At 56.9% G+C, this 25,640-nt stretch carries 26 protein-coding genes and 1 pseudogene; 14 read left to right on the forward strand and 13 right to left on the reverse strand.

The annotated features are described in order from the left end of the window. Positions 1–66 (reverse strand): IS1 family transposase (locus tag MHZ97_RS15455; RefSeq protein WP_239315659.1); only part of this gene is annotated, 66 nt, incomplete at its 3' end. A gap of 609 nt (positions 67–675) precedes the next feature. Between MHZ97_RS15455 and MHZ97_RS15460 the strand changes: the two genes are divergently transcribed. The 11 genes from MHZ97_RS15460 (at position 676) to MHZ97_RS15510 (ending at position 13,020) form a co-directional block, all read left to right on the forward strand. Beyond that, complete coding sequence (locus tag MHZ97_RS15460) at positions 676–2,175, forward strand: PTS transporter subunit EIIC (RefSeq protein WP_239314974.1); 1,500 nt, start codon at positions 676–678, stop codon at positions 2,173–2,175. A 74-nt stretch (positions 2,176–2,249) separates the two neighbouring features. After that, entirely contained in the window at positions 2,250–3,266 is a 1,017-nt protein-coding gene (locus MHZ97_RS15465; RefSeq protein WP_048782051.1) for a substrate-binding domain-containing protein, read from the forward strand. 138 nt (positions 3,267–3,404) lie between these two features. Continuing rightward, the gene (locus MHZ97_RS15470) at positions 3,405–4,463 is read left to right on the forward strand and encodes a catalase family peroxidase (RefSeq protein ID WP_048782053.1); all 1,059 of its coding nucleotides are present in this window, start codon (positions 3,405–3,407) and stop codon (positions 4,461–4,463) included. Then, entirely contained in the window at positions 4,460–4,999 is a 540-nt protein-coding gene (locus MHZ97_RS15475; protein WP_033755600.1) for a cytochrome b, read from the forward strand. The genes MHZ97_RS15470 and MHZ97_RS15475 overlap by 4 nt, the downstream gene beginning before the upstream one ends. Before the next feature lie 9 nt (positions 5,000–5,008). Next, positions 5,009–5,518, forward strand: coding sequence for an RNA polymerase sigma factor (locus MHZ97_RS15480; protein WP_227741457.1), 510 nt, complete (start codon positions 5,009–5,011; stop codon positions 5,516–5,518). Continuing rightward, positions 5,515–6,252, forward strand: coding sequence for an anti-sigma factor (locus MHZ97_RS15485; RefSeq protein ID WP_048782055.1), 738 nt, complete (start codon positions 5,515–5,517; stop codon positions 6,250–6,252). Before MHZ97_RS15480 ends, MHZ97_RS15485 begins: the two co-directional genes overlap by 4 nt. 270 nt (positions 6,253–6,522) lie before the next feature. Next, on the forward strand, positions 6,523–7,449 hold the full coding sequence (locus tag MHZ97_RS15490; RefSeq protein WP_373688006.1) for an aminoimidazole riboside kinase: 927 nt from the start codon (positions 6,523–6,525) through the stop codon (positions 7,447–7,449). A gap of 131 nt (positions 7,450–7,580) precedes the next feature. Continuing rightward, positions 7,581–9,134 carry a carbohydrate porin gene (locus tag MHZ97_RS15495; protein WP_255729601.1) on the forward strand — a complete coding sequence of 518 codons (1,554 nt, stop codon included), beginning with the start codon at positions 7,581–7,583 and terminating at the stop codon, positions 9,132–9,134. Positions 9,135–9,200: 66 nt separating this feature from the next. Then, positions 9,201–10,571, forward strand: a complete 1,371-nt coding sequence (locus MHZ97_RS15500; RefSeq protein ID WP_103797233.1) for a sucrose-specific PTS transporter subunit IIBC — start codon at positions 9,201–9,203, stop codon at positions 10,569–10,571. Further along, on the forward strand, positions 10,571–11,980 hold the full coding sequence (locus MHZ97_RS15505; RefSeq protein ID WP_033755608.1) for a sucrose-6-phosphate hydrolase: 1,410 nt from the start codon (positions 10,571–10,573) through the stop codon (positions 11,978–11,980). The genes MHZ97_RS15500 and MHZ97_RS15505 overlap by 1 nt, the downstream gene beginning before the upstream one ends. Positions 11,981–12,009: 29 nt before the next feature. Next, on the forward strand, positions 12,010–13,020 hold the full coding sequence (locus tag MHZ97_RS15510) for a substrate-binding domain-containing protein (protein ID WP_033755610.1): 1,011 nt from the start codon (positions 12,010–12,012) through the stop codon (positions 13,018–13,020). A 232-nt stretch (positions 13,021–13,252) separates the two neighbouring features. Here the strand turns inward: MHZ97_RS15510 and MHZ97_RS15515 are convergent, their stop codons facing one another. From MHZ97_RS15515 to MHZ97_RS15525, 3 genes are all read right to left on the reverse strand, one after another. Then, positions 13,253–13,477 carry a hypothetical protein gene (locus tag MHZ97_RS15515; protein ID WP_033755612.1) on the reverse strand — a complete coding sequence of 75 codons (225 nt, stop codon included), beginning with the start codon at positions 13,475–13,477 and terminating at the stop codon, positions 13,253–13,255. A gap of 162 nt (positions 13,478–13,639) precedes the next feature. Continuing rightward, on the reverse strand, positions 13,640–13,810 hold the full coding sequence (locus MHZ97_RS15520) for a DUF2256 domain-containing protein (protein WP_071997469.1): 171 nt from the start codon (positions 13,808–13,810) through the stop codon (positions 13,640–13,642). Beyond that, the gene (locus MHZ97_RS15525; protein WP_048782062.1) at positions 13,810–15,030 is read right to left on the reverse strand and encodes an MFS transporter; all 1,221 of its coding nucleotides are present in this window, start codon (positions 15,028–15,030) and stop codon (positions 13,810–13,812) included. The genes MHZ97_RS15520 and MHZ97_RS15525 overlap by 1 nt, the downstream gene beginning before the upstream one ends. 443 nt (positions 15,031–15,473) lie before the next feature. Here MHZ97_RS15525 and MHZ97_RS15530 point away from each other — a divergent pair, with 443 nt between their 5' ends. Beyond that, on the forward strand, positions 15,474–16,625 hold the full coding sequence (locus tag MHZ97_RS15530; RefSeq protein ID WP_084885405.1) for a glycosyltransferase: 1,152 nt from the start codon (positions 15,474–15,476) through the stop codon (positions 16,623–16,625). Positions 16,626–16,648: 23 nt separating this feature from the next. Here MHZ97_RS15530 and MHZ97_RS15535 read toward each other — a convergent pair whose 3' ends face one another. From MHZ97_RS15535 to MHZ97_RS15550, 4 genes are read right to left on the reverse strand one after another with little or no spacing between them, the layout of a single operon-like run. Beyond that, entirely contained in the window at positions 16,649–17,302 is a 654-nt protein-coding gene (locus tag MHZ97_RS15535; RefSeq protein WP_033755617.1) for a DUF1109 domain-containing protein, read from the reverse strand. After that, on the reverse strand, positions 17,289–17,843 hold the full coding sequence (locus MHZ97_RS15540) for a sigma-70 family RNA polymerase sigma factor (protein ID WP_033792446.1): 555 nt from the start codon (positions 17,841–17,843) through the stop codon (positions 17,289–17,291). The genes MHZ97_RS15535 and MHZ97_RS15540 overlap by 14 nt, the downstream gene beginning before the upstream one ends. 60 nt (positions 17,844–17,903) lie before the next feature. Beyond that, the gene (locus MHZ97_RS15545) at positions 17,904–19,142 is read right to left on the reverse strand and encodes a protein-disulfide reductase DsbD (protein ID WP_103797232.1); all 1,239 of its coding nucleotides are present in this window, start codon (positions 19,140–19,142) and stop codon (positions 17,904–17,906) included. A gap of 23 nt (positions 19,143–19,165) precedes the next feature. Continuing rightward, positions 19,166–19,729, reverse strand: a complete 564-nt coding sequence (locus tag MHZ97_RS15550) for a peroxiredoxin (RefSeq protein WP_216493880.1) — start codon at positions 19,727–19,729, stop codon at positions 19,166–19,168. Positions 19,730–19,912: 183 nt separating this feature from the next. On the opposite strand from MHZ97_RS15550, the gene MHZ97_RS15555 reads away from it, so the two are divergent. Beyond that, on the forward strand, positions 19,913–20,839 hold the full coding sequence (locus MHZ97_RS15555) for an Rpn family recombination-promoting nuclease/putative transposase (protein WP_033755621.1): 927 nt from the start codon (positions 19,913–19,915) through the stop codon (positions 20,837–20,839). Between the two features lie 73 nt (positions 20,840–20,912). On the opposite strand, the gene MHZ97_RS15560 is transcribed toward MHZ97_RS15555, so the two are convergent. Both MHZ97_RS15560 and MHZ97_RS15565 read right to left on the reverse strand, forming a co-directional pair. Further along, a complete protein-coding gene (locus MHZ97_RS15560; RefSeq protein ID WP_239314975.1) occupies positions 20,913–21,272 on the reverse strand; it encodes an NUDIX hydrolase in 360 nt (119 codons plus the stop codon). After that, a pseudogene (locus tag MHZ97_RS15565) lies at positions 21,269–21,852 on the reverse strand (NUDIX domain-containing protein). Before MHZ97_RS15565 ends, MHZ97_RS15560 begins: the two are co-directional and overlap by 4 nt. 81 nt (positions 21,853–21,933) lie before the next feature. On the opposite strand from MHZ97_RS15565, the gene MHZ97_RS15570 reads away from it, so the two are divergent. Continuing rightward, the gene (locus MHZ97_RS15570) at positions 21,934–22,683 is read left to right on the forward strand and encodes a DeoR/GlpR family DNA-binding transcription regulator (protein ID WP_103797230.1); all 750 of its coding nucleotides are present in this window, start codon (positions 21,934–21,936) and stop codon (positions 22,681–22,683) included. Positions 22,684–22,768: 85 nt separating this feature from the next. Here the strand turns inward: MHZ97_RS15570 and MHZ97_RS15575 are convergent, their stop codons facing one another. From MHZ97_RS15575 to rluF, 3 genes are all read right to left on the reverse strand, one after another. Then, positions 22,769–23,449: a type 1 glutamine amidotransferase domain-containing protein gene (locus MHZ97_RS15575; RefSeq protein WP_103797229.1), complete on the reverse strand. Its 681-nt coding sequence runs from the start codon at positions 23,447–23,449 to the stop codon at positions 22,769–22,771. 98 nt (positions 23,450–23,547) lie between these two features. Further along, on the reverse strand, positions 23,548–24,153 hold the full coding sequence (locus tag MHZ97_RS15580) for a TetR/AcrR family transcriptional regulator (RefSeq protein WP_103797228.1): 606 nt from the start codon (positions 24,151–24,153) through the stop codon (positions 23,548–23,550). 410 nt (positions 24,154–24,563) lie between these two features. Further along, positions 24,564–25,439 carry a 23S rRNA pseudouridine(2604) synthase RluF gene (rluF, locus tag MHZ97_RS15585; RefSeq protein ID WP_033755631.1) on the reverse strand — a complete coding sequence of 292 codons (876 nt, stop codon included), beginning with the start codon at positions 25,437–25,439 and terminating at the stop codon, positions 24,564–24,566. Positions 25,440–25,640: the final 201 nt, after the last annotated feature.

The raw sequence follows: 25,640 nt of genomic DNA on the forward strand, positions 1-25,640 counted from the left end.
TTTGCCGTTACGCACCACCCCGTCAGTAGCTGAACAGGAGGGACAGGTGATAGAAACAGAAGCCACTGGAGCACCTCAAAAACACCATCATACACTAAATCAGTAAGTTGGCAGCATCACCCTGCGTTTGGGGTAGCTGTCAGCGTTTTTTAGCGCTGATAGTTGACCCCTTTTATTTTTGAATTTTTTTTAGCATGCAAGTTGCACAGCTTTCGCAACAGAGAATATTTTCATTCAGAATGAGCGTTGTTCACATTGTTGAATGAAATCGCGCTTTTTTATAAGTGTTCGCAGTGAACAGGAAAAATTCGCCTTTTCTGCTTCATCAATACCGACGAGCCCTGATTAGCAGAGCGTATTTATGCGCTGTATCACCCTGCTAAGCGACTCACGCTGCCTCTTTCCACCCCGTTCATGGGGTGACGATGACCTCAGGCATTCCTTCGGCACGTGCTCTTCACTCTCTGGCTCAAAAAGCGGGCGCGTTCAGGTACGCAGCCCAGCTTTTACGATCCACTTCAAAAATATCAGTAAATCCTCTGGCTGAAGGCCAAATATCAGTTGCCTGTTGAACAGGCTTCTCGAATGATAAGTAGAACGTTCTAGTAGAACGTTCTACCACTTATAACAGCACTTAAAAAGTGTCATCCAGGGTCTTAAATCGGGGAAAGCAGCATGAGTCTGTTCTCAGGATTGATAAAGTCGTTATCCAAACTATCGATGATCGGCCGCGCGCTTATGCTGCCTATCTCGCTGTTGCCAGCCGCTGGTCTGCTGCTGGCATTCGGCGACAAATTCCATCTGCCGCTGATGATGAACGCCGGCGGCGTCATCTTCGACAACCTGCCGATGCTGTTCGCCATCGGCTCCGCCGTCGGGCTGGCGTCTGAGTCGGGTATTGCGGCGCTCTCCGCCGCCGTCTCGGTTTTTATTACCAATATCACTATCGGCACGGTAATGGGCATTACCCCGGAGATGGCGTCGCAAGGAGGAAAATATGCGATGGTGGTCGGCATACCCACGCTGCAAATGGGGGTGTTTGGCGGTCTGCTCTGCGGCATCCTGGCCGCCTGGTGCTATAACCGCTTTCACTCTCTGCAGCTGCCTGAGTTCCTCGGCTTCTTTTCGGGCAAGCGCTTCGTCGCCATCGCTACGGCCTGCTTATCCTTTCTGATGGGGCTGCTGCTGCCCTATATCTGGCAGCATATCCAGTCGGGCATCGATGCGCTTTCTGTGGTGGTGAACGGCGATAATCAGGCGGCCTCCACCTTTATTTTCGGGTTAGTGGAGCGCGCGTTGATTCCGCTCGGGCTCCATCATATCTGGTATCCCTCTTTCTGGTATTCGTTCGGCGACTACACCACGCACGCCGGCCAGGTGATCCACGGCGACCAGACGATCTGGTTTAAGATGCTGGAAGAGGGCGTTAAATCCTTCAGCAGCGACTCCTATCAGAACGCCGGCAAGTTCATGCAGGGCGAGTTCCCGCTGATGCTCTTTGCTTTGCCTGCCGCCTGCCTGGCGATGTATCACGAAGCGCAAACGGCCAATAAAAAAATCGCCGCCGGGATCCTCTTCTCCGCCGCGCTCACCTGCTTCCTGACGGGGATAACCGAACCGGTTGAGTTCACCTTTATCTTTGTCGCGCCGATCCTCTACGTGTTTAACGCCATCATGGCGGGCCTGGCCTACATGATGATGTATCTGATGCATGCGCATATCGCTAAATCATTTTCCGCCGGATTTATCGACTACCTCTCATTCGGCATTCTGCCCTCGTTCAACGGTTATCAGACCCACTTCCTCAACGCCGTGATCATCGGCGTGCCGATGGGACTGATTTACTACTTTACGTTCCGCTATGTTATCCGCCGCTTTGATATCAAAACGCCAGGCCGCACCCTTGTGACGGCCAATATGAACGATAAATCGGATAACGAGATTGCGACCGAAATTATCGGCTTGCTTGGCGGGGCGCAAAATATCAATACTGTCGGATCCTGCATCACCCGTTTGCGGCTTGAGGTAGTGAAAAGCGAACTGGTCGATAAGGATGGCCTTAACGGCGTCGGCGCGCGCGGAGTGGTCTTTGTCGGTGATACGGGCATTCAGGTTATTTTCGGCGCCCGCGCGCAGTTTATCGCGCAGACGATGTCGACCATGATGGCCAAATAGCAGGCAGCGGCGCTCTCCGGCTACGGCGGGAGCGCGCGCTGGAATAATGGATCGGATTGTTATCAGGAGCAGGTTTGAAAAAAGTCAGCATCATCGATGTGGCTAAAGAGGCTAGCGTATCGGTCTCTACCGTTTCGCTGGTTTTACGGCAGAAAGGCAAGATTTCCGATGCGACTATCGAGAAGGTTCAGGCCGCTATCCAGCGGCTGGGGTACGTGCATAACGTCGCCGCCGCCAACCTGCGCGCCAGCACCTCTAATCTGATAGGACTTATCCTCTGCGACTTCAGCGACAGCTATACCGTTAAGGTGATGGCGAGCGTGGTTAAAGAGCTCGAGAAAAAGGGATTTATGCTGTTTCTCGGTCAGCCGCACGATGACGAGGCGAGCCTGGAACGCTGCCTGCTTTCGTTTAAACAGCAGGGCGTCGCAGGCATTATCTACCTGACGTCCGACACCGTTAATCCCACCGTGCCGGAGCGGCTGCGACGCTGCCCTTTACCGTTCGTGGTGGTCTCGCAGACGCTAATCAGCGAAACGTGCAATCTGGTAATGCGCGACAATCGACAGGCTGCGGCGCTGGCGACGCGCTATCTGCTGGATCGCGGCCATCGTAATATCGGCTATATCGGCGGCGAAGCGGATTCGCTGCTGCGCACGCAGCGGCTGCAGGGGCTGCGGGCCAGCCTGCTGCAAAACGGTATTGCGCACAAGGACGAGCTCGCGCCTGCCTGCAGCGACGATACCTTTGCGGCGAGTCTGGCGACGCGCCACCTGCTGGAAAAAAACAACACCCTTACCGCACTGCTCTGTCATTCGTCGACGGCGCTGATTGGCTGTCTTAACGGCATTCAGCAGGTCGGGCGCACTTTAGGCAAGGATCTCTTCCTGACGCAGCAGGTCGCACTGGTCGGCTTTGAGGATATGCTGCAGGTCAATCTTACGTCTCCCTCCTTGACCTACGTCTCATCCGCGAGCGAGGAAACCGGACGGCAGGCGGTAGAGCTGATTGTCAGCAACATCCGGGATCCTGGTTTGCCCAGGCAGCGCATCTTGCTGAGCGGCGAACTTGTCGTGCGCGAGTCTGCATGACGCCGCTCCGCTTGTTTTCCACGTCGTTACCGACAGCCTGAGCGGTTTCCCCGCAGCCGAAAAAAAATCTTATGCCTCGGGAATAAAGCTGTCGCTGGTTCGTCTTATGCGCTCTTTGCAAACAGGCGATCCTATCCTATGACGAACTCTCCACTTTCCACCGGCCAGAAAGTCGCGCGCCTCGCGCTGGTCGGCGTGGTTCCGCTGGCGCTGATCATCGTGTTTTTATGGGCCGGCGGCTGGCTGGCGCCGCAGCGTCTCTCCGCCGATAAGCTGGTTACGGCATTGCAGCAGTCCGGCGGCGAACATCCTGGGTATCGGCGCAATCACGCCAAAGGGGTCTGCGTCATCGGCGAGTTTAGGGCAACCGGCAACGCCAGCGCCTTCTCGCGCGCGCCGCTGTTCGCGCAGGGCGCGACGACGCCGGTAACGGGACGCTTTGCCATCGCCGGCGGCAACCCCGGGGCGCCCGATTATGCCGTTCCGGTGCGCAGCATGGCGCTGCTGTTTCAACAGGCGGACGGACAGCAGTGGCGTACCGGCATGAATGCGATCCCGTTCTTTCCGGTTGCCACCGTGCAGGGGTTCTACGATCAGCAGGTCGCTTCGCGACCCGATCCGGCTACCGGCAAACCCGATCCGGCCAGAATGAAAGCCTTTGTGCTTCAGCATCCGGAAATCAAACCTTTCCTCGCCTGGATAAAAGGGTACGTGCCCTCGTCCAGCTGGAGCAGCGACAGCTTCAACAGCCTGAATGCCTTCCGTTTTATCGATAAATCCAGCGCTGCGCATCTGGTGCGCTGGAGTATGGTGGCGCAAACGCCCCGTCAGCCAGAGACCGCGGAAGAGAAAACCGACAAAGATTTCCTGCAAAAGGATCTTGCGCAGCGTCTGGCGAACGGGCCGCTGAAATGGGATCTGATGGTAACCCTGGCTGGCGCGGGCGATGCGGGTAACGACGCATCGAAAGTCTGGCCTGCCGATCGCCAGACCATTAATGCCGGGACGCTGGTAGTGACCCGTTCGCTGCCTCAGCAGCAGGGCCCGTGCAACGATATCAATTACGATCCGCTGATTCTGCCCGATGGCATCGCCGCCTCCGACGATCCCTTACTGAATGCGCGCTCCGCAGCCTATGCCAAATCCTATAACCAGCGCACCCGCGAACAGTCTGAACAGGCAGGTCATCCATTATGAAACAGGTAACCTATTTTCATCCCGCGCTGCGTCTGGTGCACTGGCTAATGGCGCTGGCGATAATGACTATGTTATTTATCGGTGTGGCGATGGTGTCGACCGTCTCCTCGCTGCACGGCCTGCTGGTGGCGATTCACAAGCCGCTGGGCCTGATGATATTTGTGCTGGTGGTGGTTCGGCTGTGGCTGCGCTTTTATACCGCCATTCCGCCGCTGCCCGGCTCGATTCCCGCCTGGCAGCGCGCCCTGGCGCACCTGTCGCACTGGGCGCTGTATGCAATGATGCTGGCTCAACCGCTGATTGGCTGGGCGATGCTTTCGGCGGCGGGCTATCCGGTGACCCTCGGCGGCGGATTCGTATTGCCGGCCATCGTGCCGGTGAATAACGACTGGTACGCGCTGTTGCGTCCGCTGCATTCCATCGTCGCGCTGTTGCTATTCCTGACCATCATGGCGCATCTGGCGGCGGCGTTACTGCATGCGCTGGTACTGCGCGACGGTGTGTTTAACAGTATGGCGGGAACCCGCAAACGCTGAGGAAAGCCTGTGTCGCAGCTGACTGACGAAGAGATCCGGGACGTGATGCCGCATCTGCAACGCTTCGCGCTGTGGCTGACCCGCAGCCCGCACAGCGCTGATGATTTAGTGCAAAGCTGTTTAATCAAGGCATTGACGCGAACGCCGCAGAGCCGGGATGAGCAGAGCCTGCGCGCCTGGCTGTTTGCCATTCTTTATCGGCAGTTTATCGACGGCGAACGGCGGCGAAAGCGCTATCGAACGCTTCTCGCCTTTTTTACCGGCGAGGAGGCGTTGAGTAGCTCTACCGAGTCGATGGCGATTGCAGACGATACGCTGGCGTTGTTCGCGACGTTGCCGACCGATTATCGCGCCATACTGCTGCTGGTGAGCGTGGAGGGGCTGAGCTATAAAGAGGCGGCCGAGACGCTGGATATCCCGCTGGGAACGGTGATGTCGCGTCTCTCCCGGGCGCGAAAACTGCTGCATGAGAAATTAGAAGGCAAGGTCAAGCCGTTACCCCTAAGGAGACTGAAATGAAACCCGACGAAGAGGATCTGCACGCCTGGATAGATGGCGAAGCGGATGACGCTACCGCACGACGCGTCGAGCGTTATCTGGCGGAGGATCCTCAGGCTGCCGAACGCGTGGCGGAGATGCGTTATGAGATGCAGCTTTTGCGGCAGGCGATGCACCAGCAAAAGCAGACGCTGGAAACGCCCGAGCCGCACGCTTTTCGCCGCCGTGCGCGGCAGCAGCGGCAGCGAAAGCTGGCGCTTGCCTGCGTATTGGTTCTATCCCTTAGCGTCGGCGGCTTTACCGGCTGGCAGCTGAAAGATTCGCAAATGGCCGGTCATTTGCCGATGGAAGATGCGGTGCAGGCCTATAAGCTGTTCGGCAATGCGACGCTGACGCCGATGGACGTGGTCGCCAGCCAGCAAAACGAGCTGGCGAGCTGGGTCGGGCGCTATTTTATCAACGGCAATTTGCCGCCTAATCTGGAGCAGTATGGCTTTAAACCGCTCGGCGCGCGCCTGATAGCAACGGCGCAGGGCCCGGCGGCGCTGGTGATGTATCAGGATGCGCACGGCACCCGCCTCGCCTGGTATATCCGGCCGCTCAGTCCGGTTAAGCTGCCGCACGGCGAGCGCAAAGCCGAGAATGTGATGGCGCAGTACTGGAGTGATGAGCATTACAATTATGCCCTGGTCACGCCGCTTGATGCGGCGGCGACCGGCGACGTGCGTAAAGCGCTCTCAGAAGTAACGGGGTGATATCAGGAAGCCCATCGACAATAACGTCAGCTAAATCATAACCGCTACGCCAACATGCCCGACTCTCTCTTTATCCCGGTTGTTTGAGCCGGAGGAGGGGCTGGGGACACTATCATGGAACCGGGCGTCCTTTGTAAGAGCGCTATCCAAATCTGTTATCTGCCTTTACCTGCTGCCTGGCATTATTAACAGCCGTGACAATGTCCAAATCCTTAATGCATACTATCGCCACATAGCTAAATCGGTTTAGCTTTTTACTGGAGTTTACTGATGAATCGAATCTGGTGTTTAGGTGATGCGGTGGTTGATTTGCTTCCTGAAGAGGACGGGCGTCTCCTGCAATGTCCTGGAGGCGCGCCGGCTAACGTGGCGGTGGGAATCGCCCGGCTTGGAGGAAACAGTCGATTTATTGGCCGTGTGGGAGACGATCCTTTCGGACGCTTTTTGCGACAAGTGCTTGAGAGGGAAAATGTGGATGTCTCCTGCATGTTGATGGATAAGACGCACCGCACTTCAACCGTGGTAGTAGCACTGGACGCCGAGGGTGAACGTACCTTCACATTTATGGTTCGCCCAGGCGCGGACTTATTTCTGGAACGCCATGATCTTCCTCAGTTTATCCCTCACGACTGGTTACACTGTTGCTCAATTGCACTGCTTCAGGAACCCTCTAGAAGCACCACCTTACAGGCAATGAAATCAGTGCGTGACGCAGGCGGCTATGTCAGTTTTGACCCCAATATTCGACTCGATCTCTGGCAGGATAAAGCTGAACTCCATCGCTGTATCAGGCAGGCACTTCAACTGGCAGATGTTGTGAAGCTTTCCGAGGAAGAGCTGATATGGATAGCGGATTGCGCCGACGTTGAAGCCGCTATCGAGGAGCTGGCGAAGCATTTTGCGATCAGATTACTGTTGGTCACTCAGGGTAGCGCAGGCGTATGGGCCTGGTATAACGACGGGCTTGTTCACTATCCGGCGAAGCCCGTACTCAGCATCGATACAACCGGTGCTGGAGATGCCTTTGTCGCAGGGCTGTTATGGGGACTTGCGCAGAACGGGCTTCCTGCTGATGCTGCGCAACTGGCGGCACGTCTGCAGTGCGCACAGGCATGCGGCGCGCTTGCGACAACAGCCAAAGGGGCAATGACAGCTTTGCCTGATTACCCGCAACTGCAGGATCACCTCAATCAGTAATCGCTTTTACTCCCTGTTTTGAGACATGCCTCACATCAACTAAACCGGTTTAGCAAATTCCGTTGCGCTTTCAAAATCAGCACAACTATGATGCTGACCTAAATCGGTTTAGCAATAACGTTTTATTGATGATGGCCTTACCTCAGGGATGCAAACCAGTGAAAAAACGTCTTTTAGCGCTTAGCCTCGGCACATTATTGAGTTCTGGCCCCGCCTGGGCGGCTAACTCTATGGAAAGTATTGAAGCGCGTCTCGCGGCAATGGAAAAACGCCTGGCTGCAGCTGAACAGCGGGCCAGTGCTGCGGAATACCGCGCGCTGGCTGCTGAGAATCAGGCACAGAAGCTGACTGCCACGCAACAGCAGCAACAGCAGCCCCAGATCGTGAACGAACAGAGAGAACCGCGCGCCGAGAAACCAGAACAGAGTAGCAGGAATAATACAGATGGATTTGAATTCCATGGCTACGCGCGTTCAGGGCTGCTGATGAATAGCTCCGCAGCAAAAACGCAGGGCGGCCCGACCGTCACGCCGGCAGGAGAAACCGGCGGTCACGTTGGCCGACTCGGCAACGAACCCGATACCTACGTTGAGCTTAATCTCGAACATAAGCAAATCCTCGCTAACGGCGCGACGACCAGGTTCAAGGCGATGCTGGCCGACGGTCAGCGAACCTACAATGACTGGAGTGCCGCCAGCAGCGATCTCAACCTGCGTCAGGCTTTCGTGGAACTTGGACAGTTGCCCACGTTCACTGGTGCCTTCAAAGACAGTACCGTCTGGGCTGGTAAGCGCTTTGATCGCGATAACTTCGATATTCACTGGATTGATTCTGACGTGGTGTTTCTTGCTGGCACCGGCGCAGGCATCTATGACGTCAAGTGGAGCGACGAAGCGCGCAGCAACCTGGCGATTTACGGTCGTACCTTCGGTGATATCGAGAATAATGACAACACCGCACAGAATTACATTCTGTCTCTGAATAATTTTGTAGGGCCGCTGCAGCTGATGGTGAGCGGCATGCGCGCTAAAGATAATAATGAGCGCACCGATATTGACGGCAATCGCGTTAAAAACGATGCAGCGAACAACGGTGTGCATGCGCTAATCGGACTACACAGCGATAGCTTCTATGGCCTGCGTGAAGGGTCATCGAAAACCGCGCTGCTCTATGGTCACGGCTTAGGCGCTGAGGTGAAAACCATCGGTGCCGATGGCGCACTGCTGCCGGAAGCTGATACCTGGCGTCTGGCCAGTTATGGCATGACGCCGCTCGGCGAGGGCTGGCATGTCGCACCGGCGCTACTGGCGCAAAGCAGTAAAGACCGTTACGTCAAAAGCGACAGCTATAAATGGGTTACCGCTAACCTGCGTCTGATTCAGGAAATTACCCAGAATTTCGAGATGCAGTATGAAGGCTCCTGGCAGTATATGGATCTGCGTCCTGCAGGCTACAACAACCGCAACGCCGTTAGCGGCAACTTCTACAAATTAACCGTGGCGCCGACGCTGAAGGCGAGCGACGTCGGGGAATTTCTAAAACGTCCTGAAATCCGCCTGTTCGCCAGCTGGATGGACTGGGATCACCGCCTGGATAACTACGCCACAGATGATGCCTTTGGCAGCAGCGGCTTTAAGGCCGGTGGTGAGTGGAATGTCGGCGTACAGATGGAAACCTGGTTCTGATATTGCGGCCCCCCACGGGGGCCCTGTTCCCTTTTGTTGGCATTAAAATGAAAAACTGAGGTCATTATGGATTTTGTGAACATCTCGCGCGCGCTGCTGCCGTTGCTAGGAGGCCGAGAAAATATTGCCAGCGCGGCGCACTGTGCAACGCGCTTGCGCCTGGTGCTGGTGGATGATGCCAAAGCGGATACCGCCGCAATTGGAAAAATTGAGGGAGTTAAAGGATGTTTTCGCAATGCGGGACAATTGCAGGTGATCTTTGGCACCGGCGTGGTTAATAAAGTCTACGCTGCCTTTATTCGCGAAGCCGGCATTAGTGAAGCCAGTAAGTCAGAAGCGGCTGATATCGCCGCGCGCAAGCTCAACCCCTTCCAGCGCATCGCGCGTCTGCTGTCGAATATATTTGTCCCAATCATTCCGGCCATCGTTGCATCCGGCCTGCTGATGGGACTGCTGGGAATGGTAAAAACTTACGGCTGGGTAAACCCCGACAATGCGCTCTATATCATGCTGGATATGTGCAGCTCGGCGGCATTCATCATTCTGCCAGTCCTGATTGGCTTCACCGCTGCGCGAGAATTTGGCGGTAACCCGTTCCTCGGCGCCACGCTGGGCGGCATTCTGACACACCCTGCGCTGACAAATGCCTGGGGCGTAGCGGCCGGATACCACACAATGAACTTCTTCGGCATAGAAGTGGCGATGATCGGCTATCAGGGCACCGTATTCCCGGTACTGCTGGCGGTGTGGTTTATGAGTATTCTGGAGAAACAGCTGCGCCGAGTGATTCCGGATGCACTTGATCTGATCCTGACGCCGTTCCTGACGGTAATCATTTCCGGCTTCATTGCGCTACTTATTATCGGTCCGGCAGGCCGTATGCTCGGTGACGGCATTTCATTTGTGCTCAGCACACTCATTGCTCATGCGGGCTGGCTGGCTGGATTACTCTTCGGCGGCCTGTACTCGGTGATTGTTATTACCGGCGTGCATCACAGCTTCCATGCCATAGAGGCAGGGCTGCTTGGCAATCCGTCGATTGGCGTTAATTTCCTGCTGCCGATCTGGGCAATGGCGAATGTGGCGCAGGGCGGCGCCTGTCTGGCGGTCTGGTTCAAAACCAAAGATGTCAAAATCAAGGCGATTTCGCTGCCATCCGGCTTCTCCGCACTGCTCGGCATTACGGAAGCGGCTATTTTTGGTATTAATCTGCGCTTTATGAAGCCGTTCATTGCCGGACTGGTCGGCGGCGCGTTAGGCGGGGCCTGGGTGGTATCAATGCATGTTTCAATGACCGCAGTAGGCCTGACCGGTATTCCCGGCATCGCGATCGTGCAGGCAAGCTCACTGCTCAATTATGCGACTGGCATGGTGATCGCATTTAGCGCTGCGTTTATTCTCTCTTATTTGCTCAAATACAAAACGGATGCAGACTAATGGGCTCGACCACACTGTTACCCCAAATTCTTAACGCAGTGATGCGTGGTCAGCCGAAGGCACTCAGCGATCCCCACTATCCTGGCTGGCACCTTGCGCCGGTAACGGGGCTGCTTAACGATCCCAATGGCTTTATCAATTTCGCTGGTCGCTATCATCTCTTCTATCAGTGGAATGCGTTGGGCTGTGAACACAAATTTAAATGCTGGGGACACTGGAGTTCCACCGATCTGCTCCACTGGCAGCATGAGCCGATTGCGCTGATGCCTGATGAAGCCTTTGACCGCAGCGGCTGCTACTCTGGCAGCGCCGTGGATGATAACGGCGTGTTGACGCTGATCTACACCGGCAACGTGAAATTTGACGACGGATCGCGCACCGCCTGGCAATGTCTGGCCGTCCAAAATGAGGCGGGCTGTTTCGATAAGCTGGGGCCGGTTATCGCGCTGCCGGAGGGATATACCGGACATGTTCGCGACCCAAAAGTATGGCGGCATGGCGATCAGTGGTACATGGTGCTCGGGGCACAAGACAGCCATAAGCAGGGCAAGGTGCTGCTGCTGCGCTCTGCAGATTTGCATCACTGGCACCCTTTAGGCGAGATTGCCGGCAGCGGTCTGAACGGGCTGGGCGACGCTGGCTATATGTGGGAATGCCCAGATTTGTTTACTCTTGGGGAGACGACTTTCCTGATTTGCTGCCCGCAGGGCATTGCACATGAAGAGCAGCGCTTTCTCAACGCACATGCCAGTGCCTGGCTCGCTGGCAATTTTAATTACGACACCGCCGACTTCGCTCATGGACCCTTTCACGAGCTTGATGCTGGCTTTGAGTTCTACGCCCCGCAAACCACGCTTACCGCCGACGGACGGCGGCTGTTGATTGGCTGGATGGGCGTGCCGGACGGCGAAGAGATGTACCAGCCAACAATTGCGCAATCCTGGCTCCACCAGATGACTTGCGTGCGCGAACTCGACGCGCGTGATGGTCGTCTTCTGCAGCGACCGGTCGCTGAATTGCAGGCATTGCGCGGCGACGAACACCGTTATTACGGTCGGGCAAGCGGCGCCCCGGTGTTAGCAGCGCAGCGGCTGGAACTGGTGCTTACGGGGTCGGGCGGTATTACGCTGAATTTTGCTGAAACTTTGTATCTGGACTGGCATGGAGAAGGATTGCGTCTCGCCCGGCGCAGTTTGGTGAGCGGCGAATGGCACTATCGCTACTGGCGTGGAGCGGTTACTGAGCTGCATATATTATGCGATCACTCCAGCGTTGAAATTTTTATCAATGAGGGTGAAGGCGTGATGAGCAGCCGCTATTTTCCGGCGCATCACGCGCAACTCACGCTGATCGGCGACGAAGAAGTGAATGCCCGCTACTGGCCGTTGCGTCACCTCATGGTAGAATAAGTCATTGTTTCATTAAATGTCGCATTGATGTGAAAAAAACCAGACGCGTTACCATTGCCGATATCGCCGCGTTGGCAGGCGTATCTAAAGCAACCGCCAGCCTGGTACTGAATGGCCGGGGCAAAGAGTTGCGCGTAGCGAAAGAGACGCGCGAAAGAGTACTAACGCTGGCGCGTGAACATCACTACCAGGCGAGTATCCATGCGCGCCTGTTACGTGAGAATCGTAGCCATACGCTGGGTCTGGTGGTGCCTGAGATCACTAATTATGGTTTCGCAGTTTTCTCTCATGCCCTGGAAAATCTCTGCCGCGAGGCGGGTTTACAGTTGCTCATCTCCTGTACGGATGAAAATGCCGGGCAGGAGCGGGTGGTCGTGGATAACCTTGTGGCGCGTCAGGTAGATGGATTAATTGTGGCATCAAGCATGCTCAGCGACAGCGACTATGTGAAGCTGAGCGAACAACTGCCGGTGGTGCTGTTTGACCGCTACATGAGCGATACCAGGCTGCCGCTGGTGATCACCGACTCTGTGACGCCTACCTCCGACCTGGTTGAAAGGATGGCGCGCGCTAATCCCGACGAGATTTATTTTTTGGGTGGGCAGTCGCGCCTTTCTCCTACCAGAGACCGTCTTGCGGGCTTTATGGCGGGACTGGAACGTGCAGGCGTTACGCCTCGTCCGGAGTGGATCATTCATGGTACTTATCACCCCAGCAGCGGTTACGAAATGTTTGCAGCGCTTTGTGCCAGACTGGGCCGTCCTCCTAAAGCGATATTCACTGCTGCCTGCGGGCTGATGGAAGGCGTTTTGCGCTATATGAGCCAGCACCATTTGCTCAGTAGCGATATGCGTATGGCCAGCTTCGACGATCACTATCTCTATGACTCGCTCTCTGTCGCGATTGATACTATTGAGCAAGATGTTCCCAGACTGGCCCAAGAATGTTTCACTCTGTTGACTGCGATGATTGGCGGCGAAGAACCTACTAACCAGCAAACGGTATTACCGGCAACCGTTAAATTACGTGGTAAACATTAATCTGAGGCTTGCCTTTTGTGTATACACTGGATCATAATTCGCATAATCATAATTATGTTAAATGTGATCGCGATATTCATACCGCCTCGATGTTCTGTCCGCTACCCTACTTTATGCAAAACCCGCGCTACCCGTTATTTTACTGCGCCTGATAGCTCACAGCGCCGTTCAGATCTTACAGCCTCACCTGCACGGCGAACTCAGGGCCGCCCGGGCAGCCCTGAAACCCAGCTTACTGCGCCTGCTGTTGATTCTTTTCCGCGTCCTTTTTCTCTTTTTTATGGGCCATATGATGGCCTACGGCGCAGCCCGCCGCCGCGCCGGCGACGGCATGATCTTTGATATGCCCGGCCGCGCCGCCGACCGCTGCGCCTTTGAGGCAGCCCTTCGCCTCAGCCTGGGAGGCGACCGACATCAGCAGGCCCAGGGTAATCACTAAACACGACAGTTTACGCATTTGAACGCTATCCTCATAAGAATTAACAGCACATTGCCGATAAGCAGCCCGATGAGCATAGTCGCAATGTTAGGCCCGTAGAGGGTAATACGACTACCGTTGTCATTCTGTTGAGGAATCGTTGCATGTTTATGTGAAGAGCACCCATTGCGCTTCTCGGCATCACGCCTGGTTAGCGTCGGCGCCGCGCTTTGCTTCCCGGCGACAGCGTTCGGAGCAGTACTGCACCTGATCCCAGCACTTTTCCCATTTTTTACGCCAGGTCATCGGCTTCTTGCAGTTTTTACAATAGCGTACCGGCAGCGACTGTTTGTTTCCCTTAAAAACGCGCATTATTTGCCTCTCTCAGGTTCAGCATTATCGCTTCTTCGCTCGAACCGACCGCCCACCCACCAGAGCGCGAGCGCCGTCAGAGCGATAACGCCCAGCGCCGCGAATGCCGTGCTGTAGGAGTAACGCGCGGCAATGGTGCCCGCCAGCGCCGGACTCATCGCGGCGCCCGCCCCTTGCATCAGCATAATCGCGCCCTGCCCTGCATTGGTATGCCCGCTTCCCGCCAGCACGTTAACAATATAGCCCGGCACCGCCACGCCCAGCAGTCCGGCCGCCAGGCCATCCAGTATCTGAACCGGGATCATCCCCAGGGCGCCAGGCCAGGCAGAGGCGATAGCAGCGCGCAGCGGCAACACCAGCAGCGCCGCCGTAATCAGTAGTGAATAGCCCGACTTTTGCGCGCGGCTGGCGGCAAACAGGGCTACCGGGATCATCACGCACTGCGAAATCACCACGGTGGCGGCTGCATAAACGCCGGCAGGCATCGTCCCGTCATGGGCGGCGGCGGCACGCATGCTCAGCATGGGCAGCAGCGCGGCATTGCTGAGATGGAACAGCAGCAGCGTCAATCCGGTGATGATAATGGCGGGGTTGCGCAGAATAACCGAAAGCCTGGGCACCGCAAGCCGGTGGTCATCGCCGCTTAATCCGCGCGCAAGGCGATGATCGATATCTTCATGCCGGATAGCTAAAACGGAAAGCGCCGCGCAGAGCGCCATGGCGGTCATCAAAACGAAGACGGCGCCTGTTCCCCACCAGGCGACGGAAATCCCGGCGATAATGGCCGCGGTCATATTGCCGCCGTGGTTAAAGGCTTCGTTATGGCCCATCTGGCGGCTGAATCCATCTGGCCCAGTCAGGCCAAGCGTGATGCCGGTCAGCACGGGCGCGATAAATGCCGCTGCAAGGCCGGTGAGGATCTGCGAAAAAAGCGTTACCCATGAATCGGGAAAATACCAGAGCAGCAGCGTCGACACGGTAATGACCAGCGAGCCGACAATCAGCAGCAGGCGCTTATGGCGCGTCGCATCCGTTATCAGTCCGGCGGGAAGCGTGGCGAACAGGCCCGCCAGACCGCCGGCAGACATCACCCAGCCGATATCATCCGCTCGCCAGTGATGTTCGGTGAGGAAGATGCCCAAAAACGGGCCCAGTCCGTCCCGCACGTCCGCCATAAAAAAATTTACCAGACAGAGCGCCTGAAGCGATCGCAGCGTCATACACATCCTCGTTAATAAGTTTACGATTATCGGGGATAAACCCCGCTTCGTTTAAGCCTGGCACGGAAAGCGAGGTTGCGTAAAAAACAGGGGTCACTGGCCAGCTAAACGCCCTGCTACCCTGTCACCCGCGTCTATAACGCATAAAAAAAATTAACTGATAAATAAATCAGTTTGCATTAAGTAAAGAAGTAATAAATAGCGTCCCGGTGTAACCAAAAAAGACAAATGCTCAAACCGGATTAGCTGATAATAAATAGAGATAAGGCGAGAGCGAAGGAATAAATATTAAATAAATTAAATGAAAAAGGGAATGTTCCTATAATTATGCTTTGCTTTACTCGGTGGCGGAATTAAAAAGATGTTGATTATATAATCACTTCACCTGAGCGTGCTTTTTCAGCGTGTCACCTGTTGCTTCCGGAATTTTATCAGGGGCTTATATGAAAATAATAGTGAGCGGGCGCGGCTACCCGGAAAAAAGAAACATTATCGTTAACGAGCAGTACACCTACCTTGATTTTCGTTATAAAAATATATGGCTTTACATCAATAAAATAAGACAGAAGCTGGCGCGTGCTAATAAGGTCTTTATCTTCTGGCCTTTCCGTTTCCTTATGCCGGCGGACACCCAGGTCATCCATCTGTTTAACGAGGTGGCTCAGACCCGGCAGCGCTGGATCGCCACCTTTGAAACCGAGCTGCCACGCGTTCTGCCGGTGCCGGGCGTGCCCAAACTCGCCAATCCCGCGCTAAAGAAGGCGCTCAGGCTGGTCGCCGCGCCGCAGTGTGTGGCGATCGTGGCGATGTCTGAAGCCGCAAGGCAGATTCAGCTAAAACTGCTGGAAGCCTTTCCTGACGAGGCGGCAGCCATCATCCCTAAAATGCATAAGCTGCATCCCCCGCAGCCGGTGCTTTATGACGGGCCGCGCGATACGCCTGACAAAAAGCTAATTTTTACCTTTGTTGGTAATGAATTTTATCGCAAAGGCGGCGCCGAGGTGGTGCTCGCTTTTAGCGAGCTGGCCGAAGAAGGGGTAATTAATGCCGATACCGTCGAGGTGAATATAACAGGCGATCTTAACAATAGGTATAACATCGCGCATGGCAAATATCAGGATGAAGCCGCTTTTTACAGTAAAATTGAACAATCGCTAACGCGATATAATATTTTTACTCATGCTACCTCCAGACCCAACAGCGAGCTCATCGCGTTATTTAAGCGCGCCCATGTCGGGCTGCTGCCTAGCTGGCAAGATACCTATGGCTTTTCCGTTCTGGAAATGCAGGCGTGCGGCTGTCCCGTTATCACCACCAACGTGCGCGCGCTGCCTGAAATAAATCCGGACGCCGCGGGCTGGACCCTCGCCTGTCCTCTGAACGCGATGTTTGAACTCACCGTGGCGTCCGTTGAGGATAAAATAGCGCTGAGGCGTCTGATGGTGGCCCAGCTGAAAGCGCAAGTGCTGGCGATCCTGGCGGACCGGGCGTCTGTTCTCTCCCGTTCTCAAAACGCCCTGCGGCGAATCGAGACGCACCATAATCCGGCGCGTTTTAAAGAGAGCCTCGACGCAATTTATGCGCTGGCGCGGTGATGCAAGCAGCAGGGCCGCGAGAGTCAGATTCGCGCGTCGCCTTCCAGACGGACCCAGCGACGTCCGGTCGCCACCGTGAGCGCAACCAGCGTCAGGCCCGCTGCCAGATGCATTAAAAAATCGATCATATGCAGCTGCGTGTCGTGGCAGAGCGACAGCAGCATCGACGACATAAAAGCGATGCCGCATCCCGCCAGCGCCAGACTTTTTGCCGGAAAGAGCGAGCGGGTACGATAGAGGCTGAACACCGAGATCGCCATCATCGGCAGGCCCGCGCACAGCATAAAGAGATAGCAGTGAATGCCCTCGCCAAAGCGTCCTGCGCCAGCGGGCACCTGCGCGGCGGTCATGTTGCCGAGATTGAGCGCCAGCCACGCCAGCGCCGGCAAAAGAAGGTAACGCAGCGCGGGCGGCTTCCGTCCCGCCAGGCTAAGGGTAAAGGCTCCGGCGATAGCGCCGACGCCCAGCATAAAAGACAACAGCAAGGCCGCTATCGCCAGCGGCGCGCCGGGCTGCGACCAGTCGGTGTAGCGGCTGTGTAGCGCCCAGCTGCCGAGCGCGCCGCAGGGCAGCGCCGCCGCGATCCAGCCAGTGACGCGCCATGCCGTTGGCCAGATGCGTCTGACCGGCTGCGCTGACGCGCTGAGCTGTTCGATAAGTTGGTCATGATTTCTCATGCTTGCCACTTCCAGATTTACGCAGGTTGAGCATTGCGCGGTGCAAAAGCGATTTGACCGCAGAAAGCGAAAGATTGGCCTCAGCCGCCGCCTGGGCCAGGCTCTGTTCGCGCAGGTGAACGGACTCGACGATCTGTCGCTGACGTGCCGGCAACGCGCCTAAACAGTCGTTTAGCGCATCCTCGCCCGCATCGGTCTCGTTCGTTTCCGTCGTCTGGCGGTGAAGGACGTCCTCGTCCTGCACTTCATGCTGGCGGCCACGCTGACGCAGGGCGTCGATCGCCCTTGCCGAAGCGATAGCCGCCACCCAGGGCAGCAGGGGACGGCGCGGATCGTAAGTGTGGCGCACCCGATGTATCGCCAGCAGCGTCTCCTGAATCACATCTTCAACCAGCGCGTCGTCGGCGATTTTTTTGCGCACCAGGGCACGGATGGCGGGCACCATCGCTTTCAGAAGCTGGTTATAGGCGGCTTTATCGCCAGCCTGCGCGCGGGCCATTAAGAGAGGCCAGTGCTGAGCGCGCGCGTCAGTGGCGGGCATCGCCCGCGCTTAAAGGCTGAACCATCCGCCCGGCTAAGAGGTTAATCAATATTCACCCGTTCACGTTTTCTTTCCGCTTTCAGCGGCCTGCTCAAGCGCCGAAATAACGATGCCCGGCGTCAGGACCTGCGGCAGCACCAGCGGTTTTCCGCCGTTTGCCGGATAAACCACATAGAGCGGCAGCCCGCCTCGCCCGAAATCGCTGAGCGCCTGCTCGACGTCCGGATTATATTTCGTGGAGTCCGCGACCATATAGATGGTGTCGGTGCGCGCCATCGCCGCTTTCACCGCCTGAGTCGACAAAGAGGTGCGGTCGTTAACCTGGCAAGTGATGCACCAGGAGGCGGTAAAGTTCACCAGTACCGGCTTGCCCTGGCCTTTAATCGCATCCACGTTCTGCGGCGACCAGGCGACGGCCGCCGCCGCCACGGCGCTCCCGACGTTCTCTTCAGGCGCGGCAACGCTTTTCAGATTGATCAGCGGCGGCACCAGCAACAGCAGGAAAACCGCCGTCGTCAGATGCAGCGCCCAGTGGCGACGTCCCATCATACGGCGTTTCTGCGCCATGCCATATAGCCAGGCGGCAAAACTGAGCAGCAGGCAGCAGCCGAGGATCGCCGCCAGCGCCGCCGAACCCGCCTGGCGTTCCAGCACCCAAATCAGCCAGCCAACGGCGCCCAGCATCGGGAAAGCCAGCCCGTGTTTCAGCGTCATCATCCAGGCGCCGGGTGCCGGCAGCACGCGCGCCAGTACCGGGAAGAAGGCGATCAGGGTAAAGGGCGCGGCGAATCCGAGCGCCAGCGCGATAAAAATCACCAGGCTGACGGCGGGCGGCTGCGTCAGCGCATAGCCAACGGCGCTGGCCATAAAGGGCGCGCTGCACGGGGTCGCCACGACGATAGCGAGCGCGCCGGTGAGCGCCGACCCCACTAAGCCGCCACGATTGCCGCCCACCTCGCCTGCCCGCTGCAGGGAAAGCCCAATTTCAAACACGCCGAAGAGATTAAGCGCCGAGGCCAGCATCACCAGAATCAGCAGCGCGATGACCATCGGCGACTGTAGCTGAAAGCCCCAGCCGACCGAGGCGCCGCCCGCTCGCGCCAGCAGCAGTACCCCCACCAGCGCCAGCATCGTCACGACCACGCCCAGTAAAAACGCCAGCCCCTCGGCGCGGGCGTGCGCCGGTTTGTCGTGATGGCGGATCAAACTCAGCGCCTTCAGCGAAATCACCGGGAATACGCACGGCATAAGATTGAGTATCAGGCCGCCGAGAAACGCGGCGGCGATAGCTGTCAGCATGATAATTTCACCTGGTTCAGGGGTCAGGCAGGATTGGCCTGACGATATTTTTTCACTGCGTCCATCGCCTTCTGGATATGCGCATCCGGATTTTTGTCGGTATAGCTGAGCAGAATTTTGCCGTCCGGGGCGATCACGTAAGAGGTGCGATCGGAAAAAGTTTTCCCTTTAAAATCCATAGTGCTTTTGTATTCCGCCGCCACTTTGGCGCCGGGATCGGCCGCAACGGTGAATTTATCGCGGCACTCGAGCTGCGAGAATTTCGCAATCTGGTCGGTATTGCCCGCGGTCACGCCAATGACCGTCGCGCCCTGCTTGTTGAATTCGTCAGTCGCCTCGGCGAAATCGTGCGCTTCCAGCGTGCAGCCCGCGCTGAAGGCCGCCGGAAAGAAATAGAGCACTACCGGCCCTTTCTGCAGCGCCTGCTGCAAAGAGAAGGTGGTCGCTTTACCGGCCAGCGCCGCGTCGAGTTTGAAATCGGGCGCCTTGTCGCCGACCTGCAGCGCGGCGAACGCCGAGGCGACAGGCAGGCTCAGGGCGAGAAGCGTGGCGGCCGCCAGCGTTTTCAGGTTGTTTTTCATCGGCATCTCATTCTTCTCCGTGGGTAATCAGGCGACATGCCTGGAGGATATAATCAAAGGTTCGTCAGCCGCTGCGGAAAAGTTTCGCTGCCGGAAAATATTTTTGCGGCAGGGCGATTCCTGAACCGGCGCGGGTACCTTGTGATACTATGCGCCGAACGGATTTCAGACCGCATGAGGCGCATCGGGATGCATAAAAACAGTACGCCGACCCCGCACGACGCGGTGTTCAAAACCTTTCTCTCGCACCCTGAGACGGCGCGCGACTTCATGGCGCTGCATCTGCCGCCCGCGCTGCTGGCGATCTGCGATCTCTCCACGCTGAAGCTGGAATCCGGCAGTTTCGTCGAGGATGACCTGCGTCCTTACTACAGCGACGTGCTTTACTCGCTGAAAACCGGCGGCGGGGATGGCTATGTGCACGTCCTGATTGAGCATCAGAGCTCGCCGGATAAGCATATGGCGTTTCGGCTGATGCGCTATGCCGTGGCGGCGATGCAGCGTCATCTTGATGCCGGGCATAAAACCCTGCCGCTGGTGATCCCGGTACTTTTTTACCAGGGCAAGCGCAGCCCTTATCCTTACTCGATGAACTGGCTCGATTCGTTTAGCGAACGTGAGCGGGCCGCGGCGCTCTATAGCGGACATTTTCCGCTGGTGGACGTGACCGTGATCCCGGATGAAGAGATTATGCAGCACCGCAGCATGGCGGCCCTGACCCTGCTGCAAAAGCATATTCGCCAGCGCGATCTTCGAGGACTGCTCGATCAGCTGGCCACGCTAATGCTGACGGAATTTATGACCGGACAGCAGGTGATGGCGCTGGTAAACTATATGCTTCAGGCCGGCGAAACGCCGGACGCGAAAGCGATGATTCGCGAACTGGCACAGCGCGTGCCGCAGCATGAGGATGAACTGATGACCCTTGCACAACAGCTTGAGCAGATAGGCCTGAAAAAAGGACTGGAACAAGGGCTGGAACAAGGCCGCCAGCTTGGCGAGCGTGAAGCCAGCCTCAATATCGCCCGAAACTTGCTGAAAAACGGTATGGACGTGCCTTCAGTGATGAAAGTGACGGGCCTGTCCGAAGAAGATCTGCAGCAAATCCGCCACTAAGTCCTGCCTGACTCATTACGCTTAGCCGCCGCGCCTTCCGGCGGCTAAGCTGTCACCCGCTTCGCTCTGTTTACTACGGCTTGATGACAGGCAGGCTTTCTGGCGAGGTGAAGATCGTCAGCCCGAGGGATTGGCCAAGGCGCACGTCATTGTCGGCGCCCTGCGACGCGCCCGGCATGCGCAAAATGGCGTCGCAGCAGGCGATTAAGCGATGCGCGACCGGATAGAGAAATCTCTCGCTGATCTTGTCGCCGATGTGGGCCGATCCTGCGGCGGCCGCGAGCGGCAGCGCCAGCCACTCGCCGATCACCGGCGTATGTCCGCGCTGATAAACCTCCAGCGCCATGCGGTTCATCTTCGCCAGGTTGGCATCGATCAACGCCGGATCGCCGTTCGTGCCGCTGCGAACCGGGCCCGCGATCAAAATCATCATTGGCTGTCCCCTTCGAAAACGGCGCTGAGCGCCAGGTGCTGCAGCAAGATGATGGTCTTGGCATCTTCAATCTCGCCGCTGCGGATCGCCGCCAGCGCGCGGGCGAAAGGCCACTCCAGCACTTCGATATCCTCGCCCTCTTCCGCCAGCCCGCCGCCCTTGCCGCGCCGATCGTCGTCATGATATTCGGCGATGAAAAAGTAGAGCTTTTCCGTAACGGATCCGGGGCTCATATAAGCCTCCAGCACCTTCTCCGCATGCGTAACCCGGAAGCCGGTCTCCTCTTCCGCCTCCGCGAGGATGCGCGCTTCGGGCGAGGCATTGTCGAGCAGGCCAGCCGCCGCCTCGATTAAATAGCCGCTATGGCCGTTGATATAGACCGGCAGGCGAAACTGGCGGGTCAGCACCACGCTTTTACGCGCGCGGTTGTAAAGCAGAATGACCGCGCCGTTGCCGCGATCGTAGGCTTCACGGCTCTGCTCTTGCCAGCTGCGCGCTGCTGCTCAAAGGTATATTTCTTCAGCGTGTACCAGTTATCGGATAACACCTGCTCGTGCAGGTGACGTATGTTCGGCTGCATGTTTTCTCCTCAGGAAGGTGACAAAAAACACGCTATCATGCATAATCGTGCAACATCAAGAAAAAACAAAGGCGTTTCTTTATGCTGAGTTCACAGCGCAAGCAGCAGATCCTGGCGATACTCGCCGAGGAAAAACAGGTGATGTCCAGCGAGCTGAGCCAGCGCTTTAGCGTCTCAGAGGACTCGATACGGCGCGATCTTCGCGAGCTGGCGGCGGAAGGCTTGCTGCAGCGCGTACACGGCGGCGCGCTGCCGGTATCTGCAGCGGTGGCCCCTTTTGAAACACGCAAAAACGTGCATGCCGGCTCCAAGCAGCTTATCGCGCAAAAAGCAGTCAGACTTATCCAGCCCGGTCAGGTCGTGATTATCGACGGCGGCACCACCACCGAAGCGATGGTGCGGCAGCTGCCTGCGGATCTGGCGTTTACCGCCGTCACCCACAGCCCGAGCGTTGCCGTGGCGCTGGTCGACTTCCCTCAGGTCGAGGTGATTATGCTTGGCGGACTGCTCTATCGTCACTCTGTCGTGGCGGTAGGTGCAGCGGTGCTGGAGGCTATCGCACGCATCAATGCCGATCTTTTTTTTATGGGCGTCACGGGCGTTCATAAGAACGCAGGATTGACCACCGGCGACTATGAAGAGGCGGGAATTAAACGGGCGCTGGCGGCGCGCGCCTCGGAAACCGTGGTAATGGTATCGCAGGAGAAGATGAATTCGGCCTCGGCGTTTGCCATCGGCGATTTGACGCTGGCCAGCACGCTGGTGGTCGACGGCGAGCCGGATGCGGAGATGAAGAGGCTGCTGGCGCAAAAGCAGATTACAGTGATTTAAAGGCGACGCATCTGGGGCGAAAACGGCGAGGAGACGACCGGCGCACCCTCGTCCGGGCTAAGGTGCGCCGCCGCAGAATAAGCGATTACTTCGCTAGCGCTTTCAGCAGCTGCGCCGCCGTTGCCGCCGATGAGCCCGGGTTCTGTCCGGTGATTAGCAGGCCGTCCTGCACTACCCAGGAGCCCCAGTCTTCGCCTTTGGAATAGAGGCCGCCTTTGGCGATCAGCTCATCCTCCACCAGGAAAGGCACGATGTTGGTCAGGCCGACGCCCTCTTCTTCGCTGTTAGCGAAGCCGGTCACTTTTTTACCTTCGACCAGCGGACGCCCCTCTGCGGTTTTCACATGGCGCAGCACGCCCGGCGCATGACAAACCAGCGCAACCGGTTTTTGAGCGGCAATAAAGCTTTCGATCAGGGCGATGGAGTGCTGATCTTCCGCCAGATCCCATAACGGGCCGTGGCCGCCTGGGTAGAACACCATATCGAAGTCGGAGGCGGAAACGCTCTCCAGGCGTACCGTTGACGCCAGCTGCGCTTTGGCTTCTTCATCCGCCTCGAAGCGATGGGTCAGATCGGTCTGGAAATCAGGCTCATTGCTTTTCGGATCCAGCGGCGGGTTGCCGCCCTGCGGCGAGGCCAGGGTAATTTCGGCGCCGGCGTCTTTAAAGGCGTAGTAAGGTGCGGCCAGCTCTTCCAGCCAGAAACCCGTTTTACGTCCGGTGTCGCCCAGCCGATCGTGCGAGGTCAAAACCATTAATACTTTCATGTCTGTTCTCCGCTTAATGAAGTTGCCATTTAAATAGTAGACCAGTCGTCTAGATTCTGCTGATAAAAAAAGTCGTTGCCGACCTTTTTTGCCGCCCCTCAGGAGGCAGCGTTAAGCATTTGCTGCGTCAGCGCCATGGCTGATGCAAACGGCCGCTTGTTGCGTACAATCTTGACCATCACGCTGGCGCCGAGCCAGAGCTGATAGAGAGTTTCCGCCACCACGGCCGGCTTCTCTTCAGTGCGCAGCGACCCTTCCGCTACGCCCGCCTCAATGGCGTCCGTCAGGCGCGCCACGATGCCGGCGGTGCCCTTTTCCAGCGTATGGCGCATCGCTTCCGAGAGATCGGCCACTTCGACGCCCAGCTTGACGGCCAGGCATTTGCCCTGACAGTCCTGAAAAGATTGCGTATCCTGCCACTGCTGCCAGTAGTGCATCAGCCTTTGCTGCATCGTGCAGTTGGGCTGGCTCAGCGTCTCATCCATATTCGCCAGATAGTCGTCAAAGTAACTTTCCAGCATAGCGACGCCAAAGGCATCTTTCGAACCGAAGTAGTGATAGAACGAGCCTTTCGGCACGCCTGCTTCCGTCAGAATTTCGTTGAGACCGACAGCCGAGTATCCTTTGCTGGCCATAATGCGCTGGCCGGTGTCCAGGATATGTTCGCGAATGCCTTCTCTGTGCTTGTGAGCGACTGTGTTCATGAATTCAAAATAGCCTTTATTAGACCGGTCGTCTAGACGCGGGCGCGATTTTTTTGCGTCTACTTTATCATGGATTATGCTAAAGCGTTAAAAAGCTTTTTAATCAACGGGATAAAAGAAGCAGCATGATGAAAAGAAAATAGCCGTAACGGTTTGCCAGGGCGGCGCCGGCGATCACAACGATCTGGCGATACCCGGCGCCGGCTGACCTGCGGTTCTCCGGGCCGGGAAGCGGGCTTCGCCTCGATCGGCTGGTGCTGGACGGCCGGTGTATCTTCATCTGGACTGCGATACGCTCGCGGAGAGCGCTTTTTTCAGGCATTGAGATCGCCGACGTCCAGCCCGCCTGGCAGCGCGTCAATATCGCCCGAACCGCTTATCAACGCGCTGCCGCCGTTATGGCGCGGGCGTTAACGCCCCTTCTTCTTGCGTCCTGGCTGGACAAAGCGTTTGCGGTTGCCGGCGCGGTCGTCGCTCTTTTCGCTTTTCTTCGGCGCGCTGCTGATAACCGGCTTTTTCACCGCGCTGCTTTTCGCGGGCGTCTTTTTCTTTGCGGGCTTCTCTTCCGAAGAGGAGTTTTCGATTAGCTTAAACAGCTCCGCCAGCTCGTCGTCGGTAAGGTCGCGCCATTCGCCCAGCGGAATGCCCTTCAGGCTGACGTTCATAATGCGCGTGCGCTCCAGCTTCGTGACCTCAAAGCCAAAATGCTTACACATGCGGCGGATCTGACGGTTCAGGCCCTGCACCAGCGTAATGCGGAAGACAAACGTGGACTCTTTCACCACTTTGCATTTTTTAGTGACGGTGCCGAGCATCGGCACGCCTGCGCCCATACCGGCGATAAAGTCGTCGGTGATCGGCTTATCAACGGTGACCACATACTCTTTCTCGTGGTTATTGCCCGCGCGCAGGATTTTATTCACCAGATCGCCATTGTTGGTGAGGAAGATCAGTCCCTGGGAATCTTTATCCAGTCGGCCGATAGGAAAGATGCGCTCGCTGTGGTTAACGAAGTCGCGAATGTTGTCGCGTTCGCCCTCTTCCATAGTGGTGATGATACCGACCGGCTTGTTCAGAGCGATCAACACCAGATCTTCTTCGCTGCGGGGCTCAATCAGCTGGCCGTTTACCTTGACGCTGTCACCCGGAAAGACCTGCGCGCCGACGGCAGCGCGTTTGCCGTTGATAAACACGTTGCCCTGTTCGATGTAGCGATCGGCGTCGCGGCGCGAACAGATTCCGCTCTCGCTGATGTATTTGTTCAGGCGCGTGGATGCGTTAAGCAAGGGAAACCTCCAAAAAGCGCGGACTATACAATAATCTTGCGGGTAAATCCTGCGCTTACTGCAGGTTAGCCCGTTCTTCTCATCTGCTGTTTTTATCGCGGCGGCAGACTGCGCTTATGTAGCATATTCTTGCGCGCTTTTCTCTCTGTTCGTCATGCCAGGCTTGCCAGCGCCATCACAATTTCCAATGACCCGCCGCCT

This window comes from Pantoea sp. ACRSC (assembly GCF_022346785.1).
Lineage (GTDB): Bacteria > Pseudomonadota > Gammaproteobacteria > Enterobacterales > Enterobacteriaceae > Pantoea > Pantoea alvi.